The sequence below is a fragment of the Microbispora rosea genome (assembly GCF_044460045.1).
GTDB lineage: Bacteria > Actinomycetota > Actinomycetes > Streptosporangiales > Streptosporangiaceae > Microbispora > Microbispora rosea.
Genome location: NZ_JBITJO010000007.1, coordinates 67653 through 85105, shown reverse-complemented (window position 1 = coordinate 85105; position 17453 = coordinate 67653). Strand labels below are relative to the sequence as shown.

At 72.2% G+C, this 17453-nt stretch carries 16 protein-coding genes; 5 read left to right on the top strand and 11 right to left on the bottom strand.

Features of this window, described 5'->3' with window-relative positions; translation table 11 throughout:
• Positions 1 to 26 precede the first annotated feature (26 nt).
• From ACIBK1_RS27830 to rimP, 5 genes are all read right to left on the bottom strand, one after another.
• Positions 27 to 326 carry a DUF503 domain-containing protein gene (locus tag ACIBK1_RS27830; protein WP_030510720.1) on the bottom strand — a complete coding sequence of 100 codons (300 nt, stop codon included), beginning with the start codon at positions 324 to 326 and terminating at the stop codon, positions 27 to 29.
• A 68-nt stretch (positions 327 to 394) separates the two neighbouring features.
• Positions 395 to 3478 carry a translation initiation factor IF-2 gene (gene infB, locus ACIBK1_RS27825; RefSeq protein ID WP_076441000.1) on the bottom strand — a complete coding sequence of 1028 codons (3084 nt, stop codon included), beginning with the start codon at positions 3476 to 3478 and terminating at the stop codon, positions 395 to 397.
• Between the two features lie 184 nt (positions 3479 to 3662).
• A complete protein-coding gene (locus tag ACIBK1_RS27820) occupies positions 3663 to 3965 on the bottom strand; it encodes a YlxR family protein (protein ID WP_076441002.1) in 303 nt (100 codons plus the stop codon).
• Entirely contained in the window at positions 3949 to 4938 is a 990-nt protein-coding gene (nusA, locus tag ACIBK1_RS27815; protein WP_204053599.1) for a transcription termination factor NusA, read from the bottom strand. Before nusA ends, ACIBK1_RS27820 begins: the two co-directional genes overlap by 17 nt.
• Positions 4939 to 4960: 22 nt before the next feature.
• Positions 4961 to 5488, bottom strand: a complete 528-nt coding sequence (gene rimP, locus ACIBK1_RS27810) for a ribosome maturation factor RimP (protein WP_363537541.1) — start codon at positions 5486 to 5488, stop codon at positions 4961 to 4963.
• A 176-nt stretch (positions 5489 to 5664) separates the two neighbouring features.
• Here rimP and ACIBK1_RS27805 point away from each other — a divergent pair, with 176 nt between their 5' ends.
• Entirely contained in the window at positions 5665 to 6189 is a 525-nt protein-coding gene (locus tag ACIBK1_RS27805) for a hypothetical protein (protein WP_396738672.1), read from the top strand.
• Positions 6182 to 6766 (top strand): ferritin-like domain-containing protein, encoded by a 585-nt coding sequence (locus tag ACIBK1_RS27800; protein WP_396738670.1) that lies wholly within the window; start codon positions 6182 to 6184, stop codon positions 6764 to 6766. The genes ACIBK1_RS27805 and ACIBK1_RS27800 overlap by 8 nt, the downstream gene beginning before the upstream one ends.
• Positions 6767 to 6897: 131 nt before the next feature.
• Here ACIBK1_RS27800 and ACIBK1_RS27795 read toward each other — a convergent pair whose 3' ends face one another.
• Together ACIBK1_RS27795 and ACIBK1_RS27790 are read right to left on the bottom strand one after the other, a co-directional pair.
• Positions 6898 to 8640 carry a proline--tRNA ligase gene (locus tag ACIBK1_RS27795; RefSeq protein ID WP_396738668.1) on the bottom strand — a complete coding sequence of 581 codons (1743 nt, stop codon included), beginning with the start codon at positions 8638 to 8640 and terminating at the stop codon, positions 6898 to 6900.
• A gap of 186 nt (positions 8641 to 8826) precedes the next feature.
• Entirely contained in the window at positions 8827 to 9354 is a 528-nt protein-coding gene (locus tag ACIBK1_RS27790; protein ID WP_197042820.1) for a hypothetical protein, read from the bottom strand.
• 250 nt (positions 9355 to 9604) lie between these two features.
• On the opposite strand from ACIBK1_RS27790, the gene ACIBK1_RS27785 reads away from it, so the two are divergent.
• Complete coding sequence (locus tag ACIBK1_RS27785; RefSeq protein WP_030510728.1) at positions 9605 to 10927, top strand: FAD-dependent oxidoreductase; 1323 nt, start codon at positions 9605 to 9607, stop codon at positions 10925 to 10927.
• Positions 10928 to 10979: 52 nt separating this feature from the next.
• Here ACIBK1_RS27785 and ACIBK1_RS27780 read toward each other — a convergent pair whose 3' ends face one another.
• Positions 10980 to 11624, bottom strand: a complete 645-nt coding sequence (locus ACIBK1_RS27780; protein ID WP_159454889.1) for an NYN domain-containing protein — start codon at positions 11622 to 11624, stop codon at positions 10980 to 10982.
• Positions 11625 to 11834: 210 nt separating this feature from the next.
• Between ACIBK1_RS27780 and ACIBK1_RS27775 the strand changes: the two genes are divergently transcribed.
• Both ACIBK1_RS27775 and ACIBK1_RS27770 read left to right on the top strand, forming a co-directional pair.
• On the top strand, positions 11835 to 13025 hold the full coding sequence (locus tag ACIBK1_RS27775) for a DUF6986 family protein (protein WP_396738665.1): 1191 nt from the start codon (positions 11835 to 11837) through the stop codon (positions 13023 to 13025).
• 120 nt (positions 13026 to 13145) lie between these two features.
• The gene (locus ACIBK1_RS27770) at positions 13146 to 14732 is read left to right on the top strand and encodes an FAD-dependent oxidoreductase (RefSeq protein WP_396738663.1); all 1587 of its coding nucleotides are present in this window, start codon (positions 13146 to 13148) and stop codon (positions 14730 to 14732) included.
• A 35-nt stretch (positions 14733 to 14767) separates the two neighbouring features.
• Here the strand turns inward: ACIBK1_RS27770 and ACIBK1_RS27765 are convergent, their stop codons facing one another.
• The 3 genes from ACIBK1_RS27765 to ACIBK1_RS27755 all read right to left on the bottom strand — a co-directional run bounded on the left by ACIBK1_RS27765 (position 14768) and on the right by ACIBK1_RS27755 (position 17122).
• The gene (locus tag ACIBK1_RS27765) at positions 14768 to 15448 is read right to left on the bottom strand and encodes a copper homeostasis protein CutC (RefSeq protein ID WP_030510732.1); all 681 of its coding nucleotides are present in this window, start codon (positions 15446 to 15448) and stop codon (positions 14768 to 14770) included.
• Between the two features lie 51 nt (positions 15449 to 15499).
• Complete coding sequence (locus ACIBK1_RS27760; RefSeq protein WP_396738661.1) at positions 15500 to 16153, bottom strand: GNAT family N-acetyltransferase; 654 nt, start codon at positions 16151 to 16153, stop codon at positions 15500 to 15502.
• 216 nt (positions 16154 to 16369) lie between these two features.
• Positions 16370 to 17122: a GntR family transcriptional regulator gene (locus tag ACIBK1_RS27755; protein WP_030510734.1), complete on the bottom strand. Its 753-nt coding sequence runs from the start codon at positions 17120 to 17122 to the stop codon at positions 16370 to 16372.
• Positions 17123 to 17453 lie beyond the last annotated feature (331 nt).

Here is a 17453-nt window from a genome sequence, read left to right as displayed (position 1 = left end):
ACGGCTGACGCGCGGGCCCCGGCCGTCTATTCCTCGTGGTCGTTGAAGAGCCGCCGCCGCGCGGACAGCAGCTCGATCTCGGGATGGTAGGCGACCAGGCGTTCGCAGGCGTCGAGCACCTCGTCGCAGTTGGCCGCGGACGCCGACACCACGGCGATGCCGATCTCGGCGCGCCGGTGCAGGTCGAGGTGGCCCGCCTCGGCGACGGCGACGGCGGGATACTTGCGCTGGATCTCGGCGACGATCGGCCGGACCACCGAGCGCTTCTGCTTCAGCGAACGGACGTCGCCGAGCAGGATGTCAAGAGTAAGAGCACCGATGAACATGGGTCGTCACCACGTCACGGACGTCCGGCCGCCGCCCCCGCGCGTGGCGGGGGCGGCGGGACGGCGCGTCAGACGCGCGGCTTCTCCTGCATCTCGAACGTCTCGATGACGTCCTCGACCTTGATGTCGCTGTAGCCGATACCGATACCGCACTCGAAGCCCTCGCGGACCTCGGTCGCGTCGTCCTTGAAGCGACGCAGCGACGAGACGGTGAGGTTGTCGGCCACCACGACGCCGTCGCGGATGAGCCGGGCCTTGCTGTTGCGGGTGATGACGCCCGAGCGGACGATCGAACCGGCGACATTGCCGATCTTCGGAACCTTGAAGACCTCGCGGATCTCCGCGGTGCCGGTCCTGACCTCCTCGAACTCCGGCTTGAGCATGCCCTTGAGGGCCGCCTCGATCTCCTCGATCGCCTGGTAGATGACCGAGTAGTACCGGATGTCCACGCCCTCGCGCTCGGCCAGGTCGCGCGCCCGCACCTCGGGACGCACGTTGAAGCCGATGATGACGGCGTTGTCGTCGCCCATCGCCAGGTTGACGTCGTGCTCGGTGATGGCGCCGACCGCGCGGTGGAGCACCCGCAGGCGCACCTCCTCGCCGACGTCGATCTTGAGCAGCGCGTCCTCCAGGGCCTCCACGGAACCGGAGACGTCACCCTTGATGATGAGCTTGAGCTCGTCGACCTGGCCCTTCTCGAGGTCCTTGAACAGCTCCTCGAGAGTGCGGCGGCGACCGGACTTCGCCATGTCGGCGATCCGCTGCCTGGCCGCCCGCTGCTGGGCGATCTGGCGGGCCATGCGGTCGTCGGTGACGACGATGAAGTTGTCACCGGCACGCGGGACGGCCGTCAGACCGAGGACCAGGACCGGACGCGACGGGTCGGCCTCCTCGACCGTCTCGCCGCTGTCGTCCAGCATGGCGCGGACGCGGCCGAAGGCCTCGCCACAGACGATCGAGTCGCCCACCCGCAGCGTGCCGCGCTGCACGAGCACGGTCGCCACCGGGCCGCGGCCCTTGTCGAGGTGCGCCTCGATCGCGAGTCCCTGGGCGTCCATCTCCGGGTTGGCCCGCAGGTCGAGCTCGGCGTCCGCGGTCAGCAGGATGGCCTCGAGAAGGTTCTCGATGCCGATGCCCTGCTTGGCCGAGATGTCCACGAACAGGGTGGAGCCACCGAACTCCTCGGCCACCAGGCCGTACTCGGTGAGCTGGGCCCGTACCTTGGTCGGGTCCGCGCCCTCCTTGTCGATCTTGTTGACCGCCACCACGACCGGGACGTTCGCCGCCTGGGCGTGGTTCAGCGCCTCGATGGTCTGCGGCTTCACACCGTCGTCGGCCGCGACCACCAGCACCGCGATGTCGGTGGCCTGCGCACCACGGGCACGCATGGCGGTGAACGCCTCGTGACCCGGGGTGTCGATGAAGGTGATCTTCCGGTGCTCGCCCTCGTGCGTCGTCGCCACCTGGTAGGCGCCGATGTGCTGGGTGATGCCGCCGGCCTCGCGGGCCACCACGTTGGTGTGGCGGATCGCGTCGAGCAGCTTCGTCTTACCGTGGTCGACGTGACCCATGACGGTCACGACCGGCGGGCGCGGCGCGAGGTCGGCCTCGTCGCCCTCGTCCTCGCCGAACTCGATCTTGAAGGACTCGAGGAGCTCGCGGTCCTCCTCCTCCGGGCTGACGACCTGGATTTCGTAGTCCAGCTCGGCGCCGAGAAGCTGAAGCGTCTCCTCGTTGACCGACTGGGTCGCCGTCACCATCTCGCCGAGGTGCAGCATGATCTGCACGAGCGAGGCGGGGTTGGCGCCGATCCGGTCGGCGAAGTCCGACAGGGACGCACCACGCGGGAGGCGGATCGTCTGGCCGCCGCCACGCGGAACCTGCACGCCGCCGATCGCCGGGGCCTGCATGTTGTCGAACTCCTGGCGCCTCTGGCGCTTGGACTTGCGGCCACGGGCCGGACGCCCGCCCGGACGCCCGAACGCGCCCGCCGTGCCGCCACCGCGACCACGACCGCCGCCACCACCGGGACGACCGGCGAAACCACCGCCGCCACCACCACCGGGACCGCCGCCGGGACCACCGGGACGACCGGCACCCGTGGCGCCGGGACGCGGACCGCCGAAACCACCGGGACGACCGCCGCCGCCGCCCGGACGGCCACCGCCGCCGGGACCACCGGGACGACCGCCGCCGCCACCGGGACGCGGACCACCGCCGCCCGGCGCGGCCGGACGGCCCTGCGGCATCATCATCGGGTTCGGACGCGGACCACCGGGACGCGGACCACCGGCGCCGGGACCCGGACGCGGACCGCCCATGCCCGGCCCGGGACGCGGACCCGCGGGTCCGGGACGCGGACCGCCGGCGCCCGGAGCGCCGGAACGCGCGCCCGGCGGACGCGGCATGCCCCCGTCGCGCGCGCCGTCACGACGCGGCTCGCGAGGGGCGCCGTCACCACGGTCGGGACGGTCCCCGCGGTCGGGACGACCGCCGTCACGGCCGCCGGGCCGCGCGGGGCGCTGGCCCATGCCGCTGGCGGTCGAGGAGAACGGGTTGTTGCCGGGACGCGGGCCGCGCGGACCCGGCTTCGGCCCACCGGGACGCGGAGCGCCGCCTGTGGGCGCGCCGGGACCGGCGGGTGCGCCACCCGGGCGCGGAGCCGGAGCCGGCCTGGGACCCGGCTTGGGCCCACCGGCACCGGGGGCACCCTGCCTCGGACCGGCGGCCGCGGGACGCGGCCCCTCCGGGCGAGGCGCCTGCGGACGGGCGGCCTCGGGGCGCGCCGCGTCCGGCTGTGCTACCGGCGGGTGAGGCATCGGAACCGGACGCGGAGCGGGCCGCGGTCCGGGCTTCGGGCCCGGCTTGGCCACCGCGCCGGTGGACTGGGAAACGGGCGCCTGAGGGGCGCCCCCGTTGGCCTGGCTCTCTGCCGGCCTCGGCGCAGGCTTCGGCTGCGCCGGACGGGCGGGCTTCCCCCCGCCCTTGGAGACGTCACCCTTGAACGCCTCGGTCAGTTTGCGGACGACCGGCGCCTCTATTGTTGAGGACGCCGACCTCACGAACTCGCCCATTTCGGTGAGCTTGGCCATGACGACCTTGCTCTCGACTCCGAACTCCTTGGCGAGTTCGTATACCCGGACCTTCGCCACTGCACTCCCTAACTCGGCCCGGGAGGCTCGCAGTGCCGCCGGACCGTCGCTACCTGAACGTACTCATCGCCGCGTGCTCATCAGGCGCTCATAGCAATCTGACTCCGCCCATCAACTCGGCGTCCTACATGACAATTTCGTGCCCTGGCTCCCGGAGCCGATACCGAGGGCCAGCGGTAACCATTCACCCGGACCGCCCCGGCGTCAACCCCTCCAAGTGAGCTTGCAAGAGCGACGTGTCAAGCGGTCCCTCCGCGCGGAACGCGCGTGGGAACGCCCGGCGACGCTCAGCGAGCTCCAGACAGCGCGGGGACGGATGCAACGAGGCACCACGTCCCGGGAGCCGTCCTCGCGTATCGGGGACGATCACGCCCTCGACCACGACCAGGCGGAGCAACTCGGACTTTACCGTGCGAACCCGGCAGCCCACACACGTTCTCAGCGGGGCTGCCTGGTAACCATATTCCAGCTTACCTTGCCGACGCATCAGCGGGATCAGCAGGTGCCTGCTCGGTGTCCGGCCGGATGTCGATCCGCCAGCCCGTCAGACGGTTGGCGAGGCGGGCGTTCTGGCCCTCCTTGCCGATCGCCAGGGACAACTGGTAGTCGGGCACGATCACCCGCGCGGTGCGGCTGTCGGCGTCGACCACCTCGACACGGGAAACACGCGCCGGCGACAGGGCATTCCCGACGAACTCGGCCGGATCCTCCGACCAGTCGATGATGTCGATCTTCTCGCCGTGCAGCTCCGTCATGACGTTGCGCACGCGCGAGCCCATCGGGCCGATGCAGGCGCCCTTGGCGTTGACGCCGGGCTTGCGCGACCGCACCGCGATCTTCGTGCGGTGGCCGGCCTCGCGCGCGATGGCCGCGATCTCCACGGTCCCGTCGGCGATCTCCGGCACCTCCAGCGCGAAGAGCTTCTTCACGAGGTTGGGGTGCGTGCGCGACAGGGTGACCGACGGCCCCTTGGGTCCCTTCTTCACCTGCACCACGTAGCAGCGGATGCGCTCGCCGTGCGCGTACTCCTCGCCGGGGACCTGCTCGTTGTGCGGCAGGATCGCCTCGATCTTGCCGAGGTCGACCAGCACCACCCGCGGGTCCTTGCCCTGCTGGATGACGCCCGCGACCAGCTCGCCCTCGCGGCTGGCGAACTCGCCGAAGTTGACCTCGTCCTCGGCGTCGCGCAGCTGCTGCAGGATCACCTGCTTGGCCGTGGTGGCGGCGATCCTGCTGAAGTTCGACGGGGTGTCGTCGTACTCCCGCACGACCTCGCCGTTCTCGTCCAGCTCGGCGGCCCAGATGATCACATGGCCCGTGTCGCGGTCCAGCTCGGCCCGCGCCTTCTGCGCCGCGCCCTCCGTGCGGAAGTACGCGATCAGCAACGCGTCCTCGATCGCCTTGACGACCAGGTCGAAGGAGATGTCCTTCTCCCGCTCCAGGCTGCGCAGGACGCTCATGTCAATGTCCACAAGGCTCCCCCTAGCCCTCGTCGTCGGCGTCGGCGATGTCCTCGTCGACATCGAGGCCCTCATCAAGTTCGTCGTCGAGCCCGGCGTCGCGCCGGTTGAACTCGACCTGCACCCGGCCGCGCACCAGCTCGCCGTACGCGATGCGGCGCGCGCCGTCCAGCTCCACACCGGTCTCGTCGGCCTCGGCCACCCGGCCCTCCACGGAGGTGCCGTCACGCAGCTCCGCCTTCACCAGCCGCCCGCGCGCCCGGCGCCAGTGGCGCGGCTCGGTGAGCGGCCTGTCGATTCCGGGAGAGGTGACCTCGAGGACGTACGCGCTGCCGCCGAGGACGTCCACCTCGTCCAGCCGCTTGGAGACGGACTGGCTCACGTCGGCCACGTCGTCCAGGCTCACGCCGCCGTCCCGGTCCACCACGACGCGCACCAGCCGCCGGCGGCCCGCCGGGGTGACCGTGACGTCCTCCAGGTCGAAGCCCTCGGCGGCGACCACAGGGCCGAGCAGCTCAACCAGGCGGCCGCGTCGAGCGTCGCTGCCCATGCCGACCTCCCTATGACCATGTGGCTGTGACCGTAGTGCCCAAGCCCGATGTGCCAACAGCCTATCGACACCGGGAGGTGGAAACATCGCCACACCCGGGCGGCGGTCCGACACGTGCACGATCATCATGGTCACGGGCGATGACCAGTGCGCGCCGCGCCGTACGATGCTGTGTCGTGAGACACAGCGGCGGGGCACGAGTGACGAGACGTGCGTTGCTGGGCTCCGCCGCCGCGGCCGGTCTGGCCGCGGCCGGCTGCTCCTCGACTCCGGAGAAACCGGCCGCTCCGGCCTCCCCGGATCCGCAGACCGTGCTGCTCACCTCTCTCATCGCGGGCAAGGAAGAGCTGGTCTCGCTCTACGGGCGCGCGGTCGCCGCCCAGCCCGCCCGGGCCGCCGCGCTGGAGCCGTTCCGCCGGCGTCACGCGGCCCATCTGCAGGCCCTGCGCGCGCTCCTGCCCGCCGGGGGCGGCGCGGGAACGTTCCCCGCGATCTCCACGCCGCCGCCCTCGTCCTCCGCTCCTTCGCCGCAGAGCCCGTCCGCGGCCTCGGTCGAGGCGCTCAGGGACGCCGAACGGCACGCGGCGTCGGGGCGTCCCGCGCAGATGGCCATGGCCTCCCCCGCGCTCTCCCAGCTCCTCGCGAGCATCGGCGCGTGCGAGGCCGTCCATGTCGTCGCCCTGGGGAGGGTGCGTGACTGAGACCTCAGCCGAGCCCGCCCGAGCGCCTGCCGGGGCGCCGGTCGGCGACGCGCTCGGACGGGCCCTGTCCGCCGAGCACGCCGCCGTGTACGCGTACGGGGTGATCGGCGGGAAGACGAGCGGCGCGCTGCTCAGGCGCGCCACCGCGGGGTTCGACGCCCATCGGGCGCGGCGCGACCAGCTCCGGGCGCTCATCTCCCAGCGGGGCGGCACGCCCGCCGAGCCGGGCCCCACCTACCGCCTGCCCTTCGAGGTGCGCGGACCGGCCGACGCGGTGCGCCTCGCTTTGCTGGTGGAGCAGCGGGTGACCACCGCCTACCTGGAGCTCGCCGCCGATCGCGACCCGGCGCTGCGGCGGATCGCCGCGCTGGCCGCGCAGGAGTGCGCGACCCGGGCGTACGGCTGGCAGCCGAAGATCGGCGACCCGTTCCCGGGCATGGGCCGGGACGGCGCCGACGTCGACGTCCCCGCGCAGGGGGCCGAGTCCGCGCCGGCGGCCTCCTCCGGACCGGCCGGGTCCGGAGGCGCGCCCGGGCAGGAGGCCCAGCCGGAGCCGTCCGGCGAGGACGGCCAGTAGGCGGCGCGGCCCGCGACGGCGTCCGGCGAGACAAGGCGGCGCCGCCGCCCCCCGCGTGTGCTGTGCGCTGTGCATATGCGCTGTGCGCGAGGGGACGGCGGCGCCGTGTGGTGGATCGGGGTGTCCGGCGATCAGGCCCGGCAGGCGGCGAGCACCCGCTCGACGGCCTCGTCCAGCGGGATCTCCTCCTTGGTCCCGGTGACCCGGTCGCGCAGCTCGACCACGCCGTTGGCCAGGCCCCGGCCGACGATCAGCACGGTGGGCAGGCCGAGCAGCTCGGAGTCCTTGAACTTGACGCCGGGCGACACGCCGGGGCGGTCGTCCACGAGCACGCGCAGCCCCCGCGCCTCAAGGGTCTCGGCGAGCGTGGTCGCGACCTCGATCTGGTTCTCCTTGCCGGTGCCGACGATGTGCACGTCCGCGGGAGCCACCTCCCTGGGCCACACCAGGCCCAGCTCGTCGTGCCGCTGCTCGGCGAGCACGGCCACCGCCCGGGACACGCCCACGCCGTACGAGCCCATGGTGATGCGGATGGGCTTGCCGTCGGGCCCGAGCGCGTCGAGCTGGGCGGCGTCGGCGTACTTGCGGCCGAGCTGGAAGATGTGGCCGATCTCGATGCCACGGTCGATCGACAGCGGATGCGCGCAGCGGGGGCAGGCGTCGCCCGCCCGCACCTCGGCGGCCTCGATGGTGCCGTCCGGCTGGAAGTCGCGGCCCGCGACCACGTGCGCGGCGTGCTTGCCCGGCTCGTTGGCGCCCGTCACCCAGGCGGAGCCCTCGACCACGCGGGGATCGACCAGGTAGGTGATCCCCAGGTCCCTGAGCACCTGCGGGCCGATATAGCCGCGCACCAGGCCGGGGTGGCGGGCGAAGTCCTCGGCCTCGAAGATCTCCGGCACGCCGGGTGAGAGCGCCGCCTCAAGCCGCTTGAAGTCGACCTCGCGGTCGCCGGGCACGCCGACGATCACCGTCTTGACCTCGTCGGAGCCCGGCGTGCGGACCTTCACGACGAGGTTCTTCAGCGTGTCCGCGGCGGTGATGCCGAGGCCGTGGTTCTCGTTGACGTACGCGACGAGCGACTCGATCGTCGGGGTGTCGGGCGTGTCGAGCACCTTCATGGGCGGCTGCGCGGCGGTCACGGCGGGCGGCGCGGGCGTGACGACCGCCTCGGCGTTGGCCGCGTATCCGCAGTTGTGGCAGGCCACGAAGGTGTCCTCACCGGTCGGGCAGGGGGCGAGGAACTCCTCGGAGGCCGACCCGCCCATCGCTCCCGACATCGCGAAGCAGATCTTGTAGTCGATGCCGAGACGCTCGAAGATGCGGATGTACGCCTCGCGGTGCATCTCGTAGGACCGCTTCAGGCCGTCGTCGTCGAGGTCGAAGGAGTAGGAGTCCTTCATGACGAACTCGCGGCCCCGCAGGATGCCCGCCCGGGGCCGAGCCTCGTCGCGGTACTTCGTCTGGATCTGGTACAGGGTGACGGGATAGTCCTTGTAGGAGGAGTACTCCCCCTTCACCATGTCGGTGAACATCTCCTCGTGGGTCGGCCCGAGGAGATAGTCGGCGCCCTTGCGGTCCTTCAGCCGGAACAGCGTGTCGCCGTACTCGGTCCAGCGGCCCGTGGGCTCGTAGAAGTCCCGGGGCAGCAGCGCGGGGAACAGCACTTCCTGCGCGCCCATCCGGTCCATCTCCTCGCGCACGACCCGCGCGACGTTCTCCAGCACGATCTTGCCGAGTGGCAGCCAGGAGTAGATGCCGGGCGCGACGCGGCGGATGTAGCCGGCGCGGACGAGCAGCTTGTGGCTCGGCACTTCCGCGTCCGCCGGATCCTCACGCAGGGTGCGCAGGAACAGGGTCGACATACGCAGCAGCACGGCTACTCCTTGCTCGTGAGAGGTCTCGTCCGCGGCGTCCCCTCGGGGGTGCGATGCGGATCTCCTCGCGGACCCTCGGAGACGACCGGAGGGACGAGACGAAGACGATGTGCCCCCAAGGCTATCGACTCCGGGGGCCCCACCGCCTCACGTAAACGACGGGCGAGCCGATACAGGCCGCCGGCATCAGCCGCCGAGCAGTTCCTCCCAGTGCTGACGGGACCTCCCGCCCGTGCCGACGGGGCCGGCCGGGCCGTCCAGCGCCGCGGACAGCCGCCACAGTCCGGGCCTTGTCCGCAGCCGATCCATGCCGAACGGGTCGATGGCCCGCAGCACGAAGGTCACGCCCATCACGTTCAGCATCGCCGTCGACGTGGTCGCCGGGCCCGCGGGCGCGGCCCGCACGGCGTCCTGGCCCGGCTCGCCGATCCGGTCCAGGAGCAGCGCCGCCACCTCGGCCGCGTACGGGCCGTCGCGCCACTCGATGTGCCAGGAGCGGTCGGTGCCCCGCCACCATGTGAGGTCGCGGCACGCCTCCAACGTCTCCGCCTCACCGGATAAGGCGGCCATGACCCGCCCCAGCGCCTCGTACCTGAGCCCGTCCGGCCCGGAGCCGTGTGACGGCGTGTCGCCGTCCTCTTGACCGTTCTGCGGGCCGTGCGCCGTGGCCGGTGAGGCCCCGGGCTCGTCCCGCCCCCCGCGGAGTCCCCTCATGTCAGGGAGGGTGCCACCGCCCGGCCTTCTCGTCCGCGGGTTTCCCCGTCTTTTAGCCCCACTGCCCACGGGCATCACTTTGATCGTGGCCGGCTGGTCGCCGCAACCCCGCGAATCATCACAAGACGGATGACAATCCGGTGTGCGCGGCACGGCGTTGCATTGGCAGGGCGACCGGCGGTGATAAAGAATCACTGATAGGGAGCGTCCGCGGACGCCGCCCGTCGCGAGTCCGCCGCTGCTGGAGGCCATGGTGACACTGCGCGTCGCGATCGTCGGGTCGGGCCCGGCCGGCATCTACACGGCCGAGGCACTGGTCAAGCAGTCGCGCGACCCGGTCGAGGTGGACGTCCTCGAACGCCTGCCGACGCCGTACGGGCTCGTCCGGTACGGCGTGGCGCCCGACCACACGTCGATCAAGTCGATCGCCGGCTACCTGCGCAGGGTGCTGGAGACCCCCGGGGTGCGCTTCCTGGGCGGCGTCGAGCTGGGCGCCGATCTTTCGGCGGACGACCTGCTGTCCTGCTACGACGCGGTCGTCTACTGCACGGGGGCGATGGTCGACAGGCACCTCGGGGTCCCGGGTGAGGACCTGCCGGGCAGCGTCGCGGCGACCGACTTCGTCAACTGGTACTGCGGCCACCCCGACGTCCCGCCGGACGCGTTCTCCCTCGACGCGGAGGATGTCGTCGTCATCGGCGTCGGCAACGTCGCCGTGGACGTGGTGCGGATCATGGCCAAGACGGCCGACGAGCTGCGCGGCACGGACGTGCCCGAGGAGGTGCTCGACCGGCTGGCCGCCTCCAAGGTGAAGCGGATCCACATGGTCGGCCGGCGCGGTCCCGAGCACGCGAAGTTCACCCTGAAGGAGCTGCGGGAGCTCGGCGAGCTGCTGAACGCCGACGTCCTCACCTTCCCCGGAGAGATCGCGGTCGATGATTTGACCACGCTGTCGCGCCAGGTCAGGGGCAACGTGGACGTGCTGCGGTCGTGGTCGGAGCGCAAGCCGGCCGACCGGCCCCGTCGTCTGGAGGTGCGCTTCTGGCTGCGCCCCGTGGAGATCCTCGGCGTGTCCCGGGTCGAGGGGGTACGGCTGGAGCGGACCCGGCTGGAGAACGGGCGGGTCGTAGGGACCGGCGACTTCGAGACGATCCCGGCGGACATGGTGATGCGCTCGGTGGGCTACCAGAGCGTGGCGCTGCCCGGGGTGCCGTTCGACGCGGAGTCGATGACGGTGCCGAACGTCGCCGGCAAGGTGACCGACCGGCAGTACGTCGCGGGCTGGCTCAAGCGGGGGCCGACGGGCGTGATCGGGACCAACAAGTCCGACGCCGCCGAGACCGTGCGCACGCTGCTCGCCGAGGCGGTGCCGGGAACGGCTACCGCCCGGCTGGACGACCTGCTCGCCGCGCGCGGGCTGAGCCCCGTGATGTACGAGGACTGGCTCGCGATCGAGGCCGCGGAGGCCGCGCTGGCCGGCAGCCTCAGGAGGGGCGAGCGGGTGAAGCTGGTGGGCAGGGACGCGATGCTGGGCGCGTGCGGCCGGCTCGGCCGGCCGGACGGTGCGTCCTGACACGGCTCGTTGAGGTCGCGTCCTAAGGGTCGCGTTCTGAGCGACGGCGTGGTCAGGACCAGTGGACGGGCCGGTGGTAGCGCGCTCCGTCGCGGCCGGGCACGAGGTCGGGCAGTTGCGCCTGCCGGATGAGCGCCTCGCCGAGAGGAAACCAGGCGTCGCTCGCGAGGCGCAGGCCGTCCGACCGTCTGCCGGGCGGGAAGACGGTGACGACCCGGGTCTTGCCGCCGCGCCGGGCGTCCACCTGGCGCACCGCCTCGATTGCCGCGCACAGGTCGGAGTCGGCCGACAGCAGCAGCACCATGTCGACCCGGTCGAGGGCGACGTCGCCGACCATCGCGGCGGCCAGCGCGACGTCGGACTGCTTCTCCTCGTAGGTCCGCCAGGAGACGCCGCAGGCCCGGCAGGAGGCCCGCTGCTCCTGGAACCGCCCGAGCACCACCTCGACTCCCAGGCTCTCCAGGGCCGCCTGATAGGTCTGCTGGCGGGCGAGGGCACGAGCGTCGCCCCGGATGGGGGCGGTGAAGTAGCGGACGGCCGTCAGCGTCTGCCCGGTCCTCAGCAGCCGGCACGCCAACGCGTGGAGATCGAGCCAGAGGTAGCGGCGTCCCCGCAAGGAGCGCAGTCCGTAATAGAGGTTGAACCCGTCGACGTAGACCCCGACACGCAGGACGTGAGGAACGGGGTTGTCGCGCACCGCCATCATCTCCTAACATGGAGTCACCGCGCCCGCGGCTACGTCCCCGGGCTCTACGGCCCCCGACAGGGGGCCGTTTCTTTGTCTCCACCGATTCGCCCACCCGTTCGATCGGTTGTTCGAGGAAAAGAATAGCCAACCGAACGTGGTCGCGCAGCGACGTTGCGTGATGACATCTTCGTGGCGGGGGCGTCTGCGAGGATCGTCCCCATGGAGACGACGCTGACCGGCCCAGACGGACTGTTCGACGGGCCGCTCGACGGCTTCGCCGGCGCCCATGACGAGCAGCTCGCCCGGTTTCCCGTCCGGGAGCCCGCGTGGCAGCCGGTGCACACCGTGTACGTGCCCGCGGACCGGGTGACGGCGGAGATCGTCCAGCAGTGGCGGCACGCGGCCACCGACCTCCTCCACCGGCTCCTGTTCACCCCCACCGAGCTGGCCGCGCTGTTCGAGCTCGACCCCGAGCTGGCCCAGCCCGTGCACGACCGCGTACGCAGGAAGCTGCACGCCGAGCCGATCGAGGACCTGCGGATCGACTTCGAGGACGGCTACGGCCTGCGCTCCCCCGAGGAGGAGGACGGGCACGCCGAGTCGGCGGCGGCGGCCGTGGCCGCGATGCACGAGGCGGGCACGCTGCCCCGCAGGTGGGGGCTGCGGGTGAAGTCGTTCGCCGACGGCGACCCCCTGCGCTCGGTGCGCACGCTCGACGGGTTCCTGACCGGGGTCGTACGACGGGCCGGCAGGCTCCCCGACGGGTTCACGGTGACCTTCCCCAAGGTCCTGATGGAGGACTACCTGCGGCAGTTCGCCCGCTGCCTGGAGGCGCTGGAGCACGCGTTGCGCCTGGCCCCCGGCACGCTGCGCTTCGAGATGCAGGTGGAGGCCCCGCAGACCGTGCTCATGCTCCAGCGGTCGGCCGGCCTGGTGCCCTCGCTGGGCGGCCGGCTGGCGGCCGCCCACTTCGGCGTGTTCGACTACACGGCGGCGCTCGGGCTGCCGCCGGACGAGCAGCGGCTCGACCACCCGGCCTGCGACCACGCGCGGCACGTCATGCAGACGGCGCTGTCGGGAACGGGGGTGGAGCTGTCGGACGGCTCGCTGGCCGCGGCTCCGGCCTCGGACGCGGCGGCCGACGTGCACGCCCTGCTGCGCAGGCACTCGGCACTGGTGTCGCACTCGCTGGCGCACGGCTTCTACCAGGGCTGGGACATGCACCCCTCGCACCTCGTGAGCCGCTTCACGACCGCATACGCGTTCCACCTCGCCTGCTACGAGAAGTACGCCGACCGGGTGCGCGCCTGGCAGGAACGTCGCGAGGCCGCCGGGGGCGTGCTGGACGAGCCCGCGACGATCAAGACTCTGGTCGCCGCCCTGGCGCGGGCCGACCGCGCCCTCTGCTGAGATTTGCCACATCGGCAAGGTTCCTTGCCACTTCCGCCGCCCGTGCCGCACTGTTGCCCCACGTCGACGGCAAACGCCGACAGCAGACGCCGACAGCAGATGTCGACACGGGAGGCAGAGGTGGACGAGAAGAAGTACGACGTGGTCGTGGTGGGCGGCGGCGCCGCGGGGCTCAGCGGCGCCCTGGCGCTGGCGCGGGCCCGGCGGTCGGTCCTGGTGGTGGACGCGGGAGAGCCGCGCAACGCGCCGGCCGCGCACATGCACAACTACCTGGGCCTGGACGGCACGCCGCCCGCGGAACTGCGGGCGGCCGGGCGCGAGGAAGTGATCGGTTACGGCGGCGAGGTCGTCGCCGGGCGGGCCGAGGCGGCCGTCCGGGACGGGGACGACTTCCTCGTGACGCTGGACGGCGGCCGTGCCGTCCGGGCCCGCCGGCTGCTGGTGGCGACCGGGGCCGTGGACGAGTTGCCCGGCGTGCCGGGCCTGGCCGAGCGGTGGGGCCGCGACGTGCTGCACTGCCCGTACTGCCACGGGTGGGAGGTCCGCGACCGGCGCATCGGCGTGCTGGCCACCGGGCCGCTCGCCGTCGAGCAGGCCCTGCTGTGGCGGCAGTGGAGCGAGGACGTGGTGTTCCTGACCCACCACCGCCCCGCGCCGTCGGAGGAGGAGGCCGAGCGGCTCGCCGCGCGCAGGATTCCGGTCGCCGACGGCCCCGTCACGGGGATCGAGGTGACCGGCGACGCGCTCAGCGGGGTGCGGCTTGCCTCCGGCGAGGTCGTCGCGCTCGACGCGCTCGTCGTCGGCGTGCCGCTCGCCGCCCGGTCCGGGGTGCTGGAATCGCTCGGGCTCAAGCCGGTCGAGGTGGAGCTCGGCGGCCACCCGGCGGGGACCGGGATCGCCGCGGAGCCGACCGGCGCGACCGCCGTGCCCGGTGTCTATGTGGCGGGGAACGTGACGGACGTGCGCGCCGTCGTGATCGCGTCCGCCGCCGCGGGCCTGGCGGCGGGGGCGGCGATCAACATGGATCTCATCGCCGAGGAGACCCGGGAGGCCGTCGCGGCCTACCGGGACGAGATGCGCACGTTGTTCGAGGAGGCCGCCTGGGAGGAGCGCTACCGTTCCCGGCCGGCGATCTGGAGCGGCCGCCCGAATCCGCAGCTCGTCGCCGAGGCCGCGGCGCTGCCTGCGGGCCGGGCTCTCGACGTCGGCAGCGGCGAGGGTGCCGACGCCGTCTGGCTCGCGGCAAGGGGCTGGCGGGTGACGGGAGTCGACATCTCCGCCACGGCGCTGGAGCGGGCCGCCGCCCACGCCGCCGACGCGGGCGCGGACGTCGCGGACCGCACCGAGTGGGTGCGCGCGGACCTGCGCGACCACGCGGTTCCCGAGGGCGCGTACGACCTGGTGTCCGCGCAGTACATGCACCTGCCGGATGAGGCCAGGCGGACGCTGTTCGCCCGGCTGGCGGCCGCTGTGGCCCCGGGCGGCACCCTGCTGATCGTCGGGCACCACCCGTCCGATCTGCTGACCAGGGTCCGGCAGATGCACTTCCCGCAGATGATGTTCACCGCCGAGGAGGTCGCGGCGTCGCTCGATCCGGCCGAGTGGGAGGTCGCGGCGGCCGAGGCCCGGCCGCGCACCGCCGTGGACCCGGAGGGCCGCGAGGTCACGAGCCGCGACGCCGTCCTGGTCGCCCGCCGCCGCGCCTGAGTCTCAGCGTGGGCCGGCTGGCCGGAGTGGGGCGGTCAGGGCCGGTCCACGATGCCGCGCCAGCGCCTGACGAGGTCCGGGTCGACCGGCTCCCGCCACGAGCCCCGGACGGCGGTGCCCACATGGAAGGCGCGAATGCCGTAGTCGAGCAGCACCGGCACGTGCTCCTCGCGCAGACCGCCGCCGGCGAGCACGAGCGAGGCGTCCCCCGCCTCGGCCCGCGCGCGTAACACCCCGAGGCCGCTGCCGACGCCCTCGGGCGAGCCGGACGTGAGGACGGTCGCCAGGTTCGGCAGCAGCCGTACGGCACGCCAGGCGGCCCGGACGTCGGCGGCGTTGTCCACGGCGCGGTGGAAGGTCCAGGGCAGCGGCGAGACCGCGTGGATCAGCGCGTCCGTCGCCTCCCTGTCGACCGACCCGTCCCCGGACAGGAAGCCGAAGACGAAGCCCGCCGCACCGGCCTCGGCGAGTTCCTTGACATGGCCGCGCAGCCGGTCGAGCTCCTCCGGGGTCACGGTGAACCCGGCGTTGCAGCGGAGCATGACCATCTGCGGCAGCCCGCACTCGCGCGCGATCGCGGCGACGAGGTCCGCCGAGGGGGTGAGCCCGCCCGCGCCCATGTCGGACACGACTTCCAGGCGGTCCGCTCCGCCCTCCTCGGCGGCCACGGCGTCACGCACGTCGAGCGCGATCACTTCAAGGAGGGATCCCGTCATGAAGTGAACAGTATCCGGTCCCTTTGCGGCGCCTCACGGCATCCGCCCTGTTCAGCACTCGATCAACTCGTTGTGCGAGGTGATGTCAAGAACTTTCCAGGCTTGCGTCGCATGTCCCGAGCGCTGGGCCGGCACCGCCGGCGTGCGGTTATAGGACAACGCGGCCGGGATCACGGCGCTGGCATCCCGCTCGAACAGCGCGCCGGAGGCCCGGTGCGGCAGGTCGATTGTGCGGACGTGCCGGAAGCCCGCCTTCCGGTAGTACGACTGCAGGCGGGCGTTGTCCTTGGCGCAGTCCAGCCGCAGGTACGGCCGGTCGTGAGCGACGGCCCGCAGGGCGGCCCAGTCGAGCAGCACCTCCCCCAGGCCCTGGCCAGAGCAGGTCCTGTTCACAGCGAGCTTGTGGACGTAGAGCGCGTCGCCGGGGCGGTCGGCGGGGGTCCAGAACTCCGGGTCGGCATGGCCGTCCACCGCGATCGTCGCGGCCGGCAGCGGGGAGCCGGCGTCCAGGAGGTACATGACGCCCTCACCGATCAGCGGTTCGATGCGCTCGGCGGGGAAGCCCCCGGCGGGCCACTGCCGCACGCCGAGACCGTTCAGCCACCCGGCGGTGCGCGTCAGCAGGGCGAGGACCCCCTCCAGGTCGGCCGGGGTGGCGCGACGCAGCGTGAGTTCCGTAACAAGATCCAGGGTGTTCGCGGGCATGCCTGATTCCTTTCGTGCCGACGGCGGCGATTTGATCACTAAGAGTGACGGCTGGATGCCGTACAGCGTCCGTCCGGAGACGGCGGGCCACGCTAGGGCGCGCGGGTGCGGCGCGGTCCCCTGGCGGGGTCAGGATGGGAATCGCGGGAGCGGCCCTCCGGAGGAGGGCCCGGCGGCCGGGGACGCCCGCTCAGGCCAGGGGGCGTCCGGGCCTCGTCAATGACGTTCCAGCTCGTATCGGATCAGATGCTTGTCGGCGGGCAGCACGGACACGGCGACGCGGACGGGCGTGTCGTCGGCGTCGTAGCCGACCCGGGTGTGGACGACGACCGGAGTGCCGGGCTCCAGCTGGAGCCGTGACGACTCGTCAGAGGTCGGCATGCGAGCCGAGAGGTCGTCGATCACACGGACCTGGAGATGGCCCAACTCCTCCAGCACCCGGTTGGCCCCGCGCGTGATGTCGCCGGGCCGGGCGATCTCGGAGTCCCCCACGATCTCCAGGGGGAAGTAGGAGTCCAAGGTGTTGTACGGCTGGCCGTCCACGAAGCGCAGCCGGCGGCGCACGACGGCCAGGGCGCCGTCGGCGAGGGCGAGGCGGGTGGCCACGTCCTCGGGCGGCTCGACGATCGAGACCTCGATCCTCTGGTCCGCCGTACGGCCCTCGGAGCGGACGGCGTGGACGAACGTGTCGAACCGCCGCCCCTCCTGGTCGTACGGGAGGAACTCGTCCTGGGGGCGCATGAGGAGCGGACGGCGCTCGCGTACGAACGTTCCACGCCGGCGCATCCGCAGGATGAGACCCTCGTTCTCCAGCTCACCCAGGGCCAGCCGTACGGTGTTGCGGCTGACGCCGTGCGCCTCCATGAGGTCGGCCTCGGTCGGAATCTGGTCGCCTGGCGCGAGTTCGCCCGCGTAGATGGCCCTGCGTACTTCCGCGGCCACCTGCTGGTAGAGCGACGATCGTGCCATCTTTCCTCAATCCACCCTTTTGTTCCAACAAATCTAGAGGATCTCGGTCTACTGGGAAACAACCCCTTGACCAGAGCCCACCCAGCCGCGCATTATCCAAACGTTGGTACAAATCCATCCAATGGAGGTGGGCACGTGAGGGCGGTCGGTGCGAGAACGCCGAAGTCGCCCTGGCGCGAGCCCCCGGCCCAGACCCAGACCTATCAGAGCGACGGGAACGACATGTCAGAGCTGTCGGTATCCACCGACATGACCGCCTTGTGCGGGAACGGCGTGACATGCCCGAGCACGCGGTACCACCGCACGCCGGAGCGGCCGGTCGAGAAGGGCC

Excerpts from the sequence above, each read along its gene's own strand:
- nusA (WP_204053599.1), bottom strand. The coding sequence starts at position 4,938 with ATGAGCGTCCTGCGCAGCCTGGAGCGGGAGAAGGACATCTCCTTCGAC.
- ACIBK1_RS27765 (WP_030510732.1), bottom strand. The coding sequence starts at position 15,448 with ATGACGGGATCCCTCCTTGAAGTGATCGCGCTCGACGTGCGTGACGCC.
- ACIBK1_RS27785 (WP_030510728.1), top strand. The coding sequence starts at position 9,605 with ATGGTGACACTGCGCGTCGCGATCGTCGGGTCGGGCCCGGCCGGCATC.
- ACIBK1_RS27820 (WP_076441002.1), bottom strand. The coding sequence starts at position 3,965 with ATGCGTCGGCAAGGTAAGCTGGAATATGGTTACCAGGCAGCCCCGCTG.
- ACIBK1_RS27755 (WP_030510734.1), bottom strand. The coding sequence starts at position 17,122 with ATGGCACGATCGTCGCTCTACCAGCAGGTGGCCGCGGAAGTACGCAGG.
- ACIBK1_RS27790 (WP_197042820.1), bottom strand. The coding sequence starts at position 9,354 with ATGAGGGGACTCCGCGGGGGGCGGGACGAGCCCGGGGCCTCACCGGCC.
- ACIBK1_RS27775 (WP_396738665.1), top strand. The coding sequence starts at position 11,835 with ATGGAGACGACGCTGACCGGCCCAGACGGACTGTTCGACGGGCCGCTC.
- ACIBK1_RS27760 (WP_396738661.1), bottom strand. The coding sequence starts at position 16,153 with ATGCCCGCGAACACCCTGGATCTTGTTACGGAACTCACGCTGCGTCGC.
- ACIBK1_RS27830 (WP_030510720.1), bottom strand. The coding sequence starts at position 326 with ATGTTCATCGGTGCTCTTACTCTTGACATCCTGCTCGGCGACGTCCGT.
- rimP (WP_363537541.1), bottom strand. The coding sequence starts at position 5,488 with ATGGGCAGCGACGCTCGACGCGGCCGCCTGGTTGAGCTGCTCGGCCCT.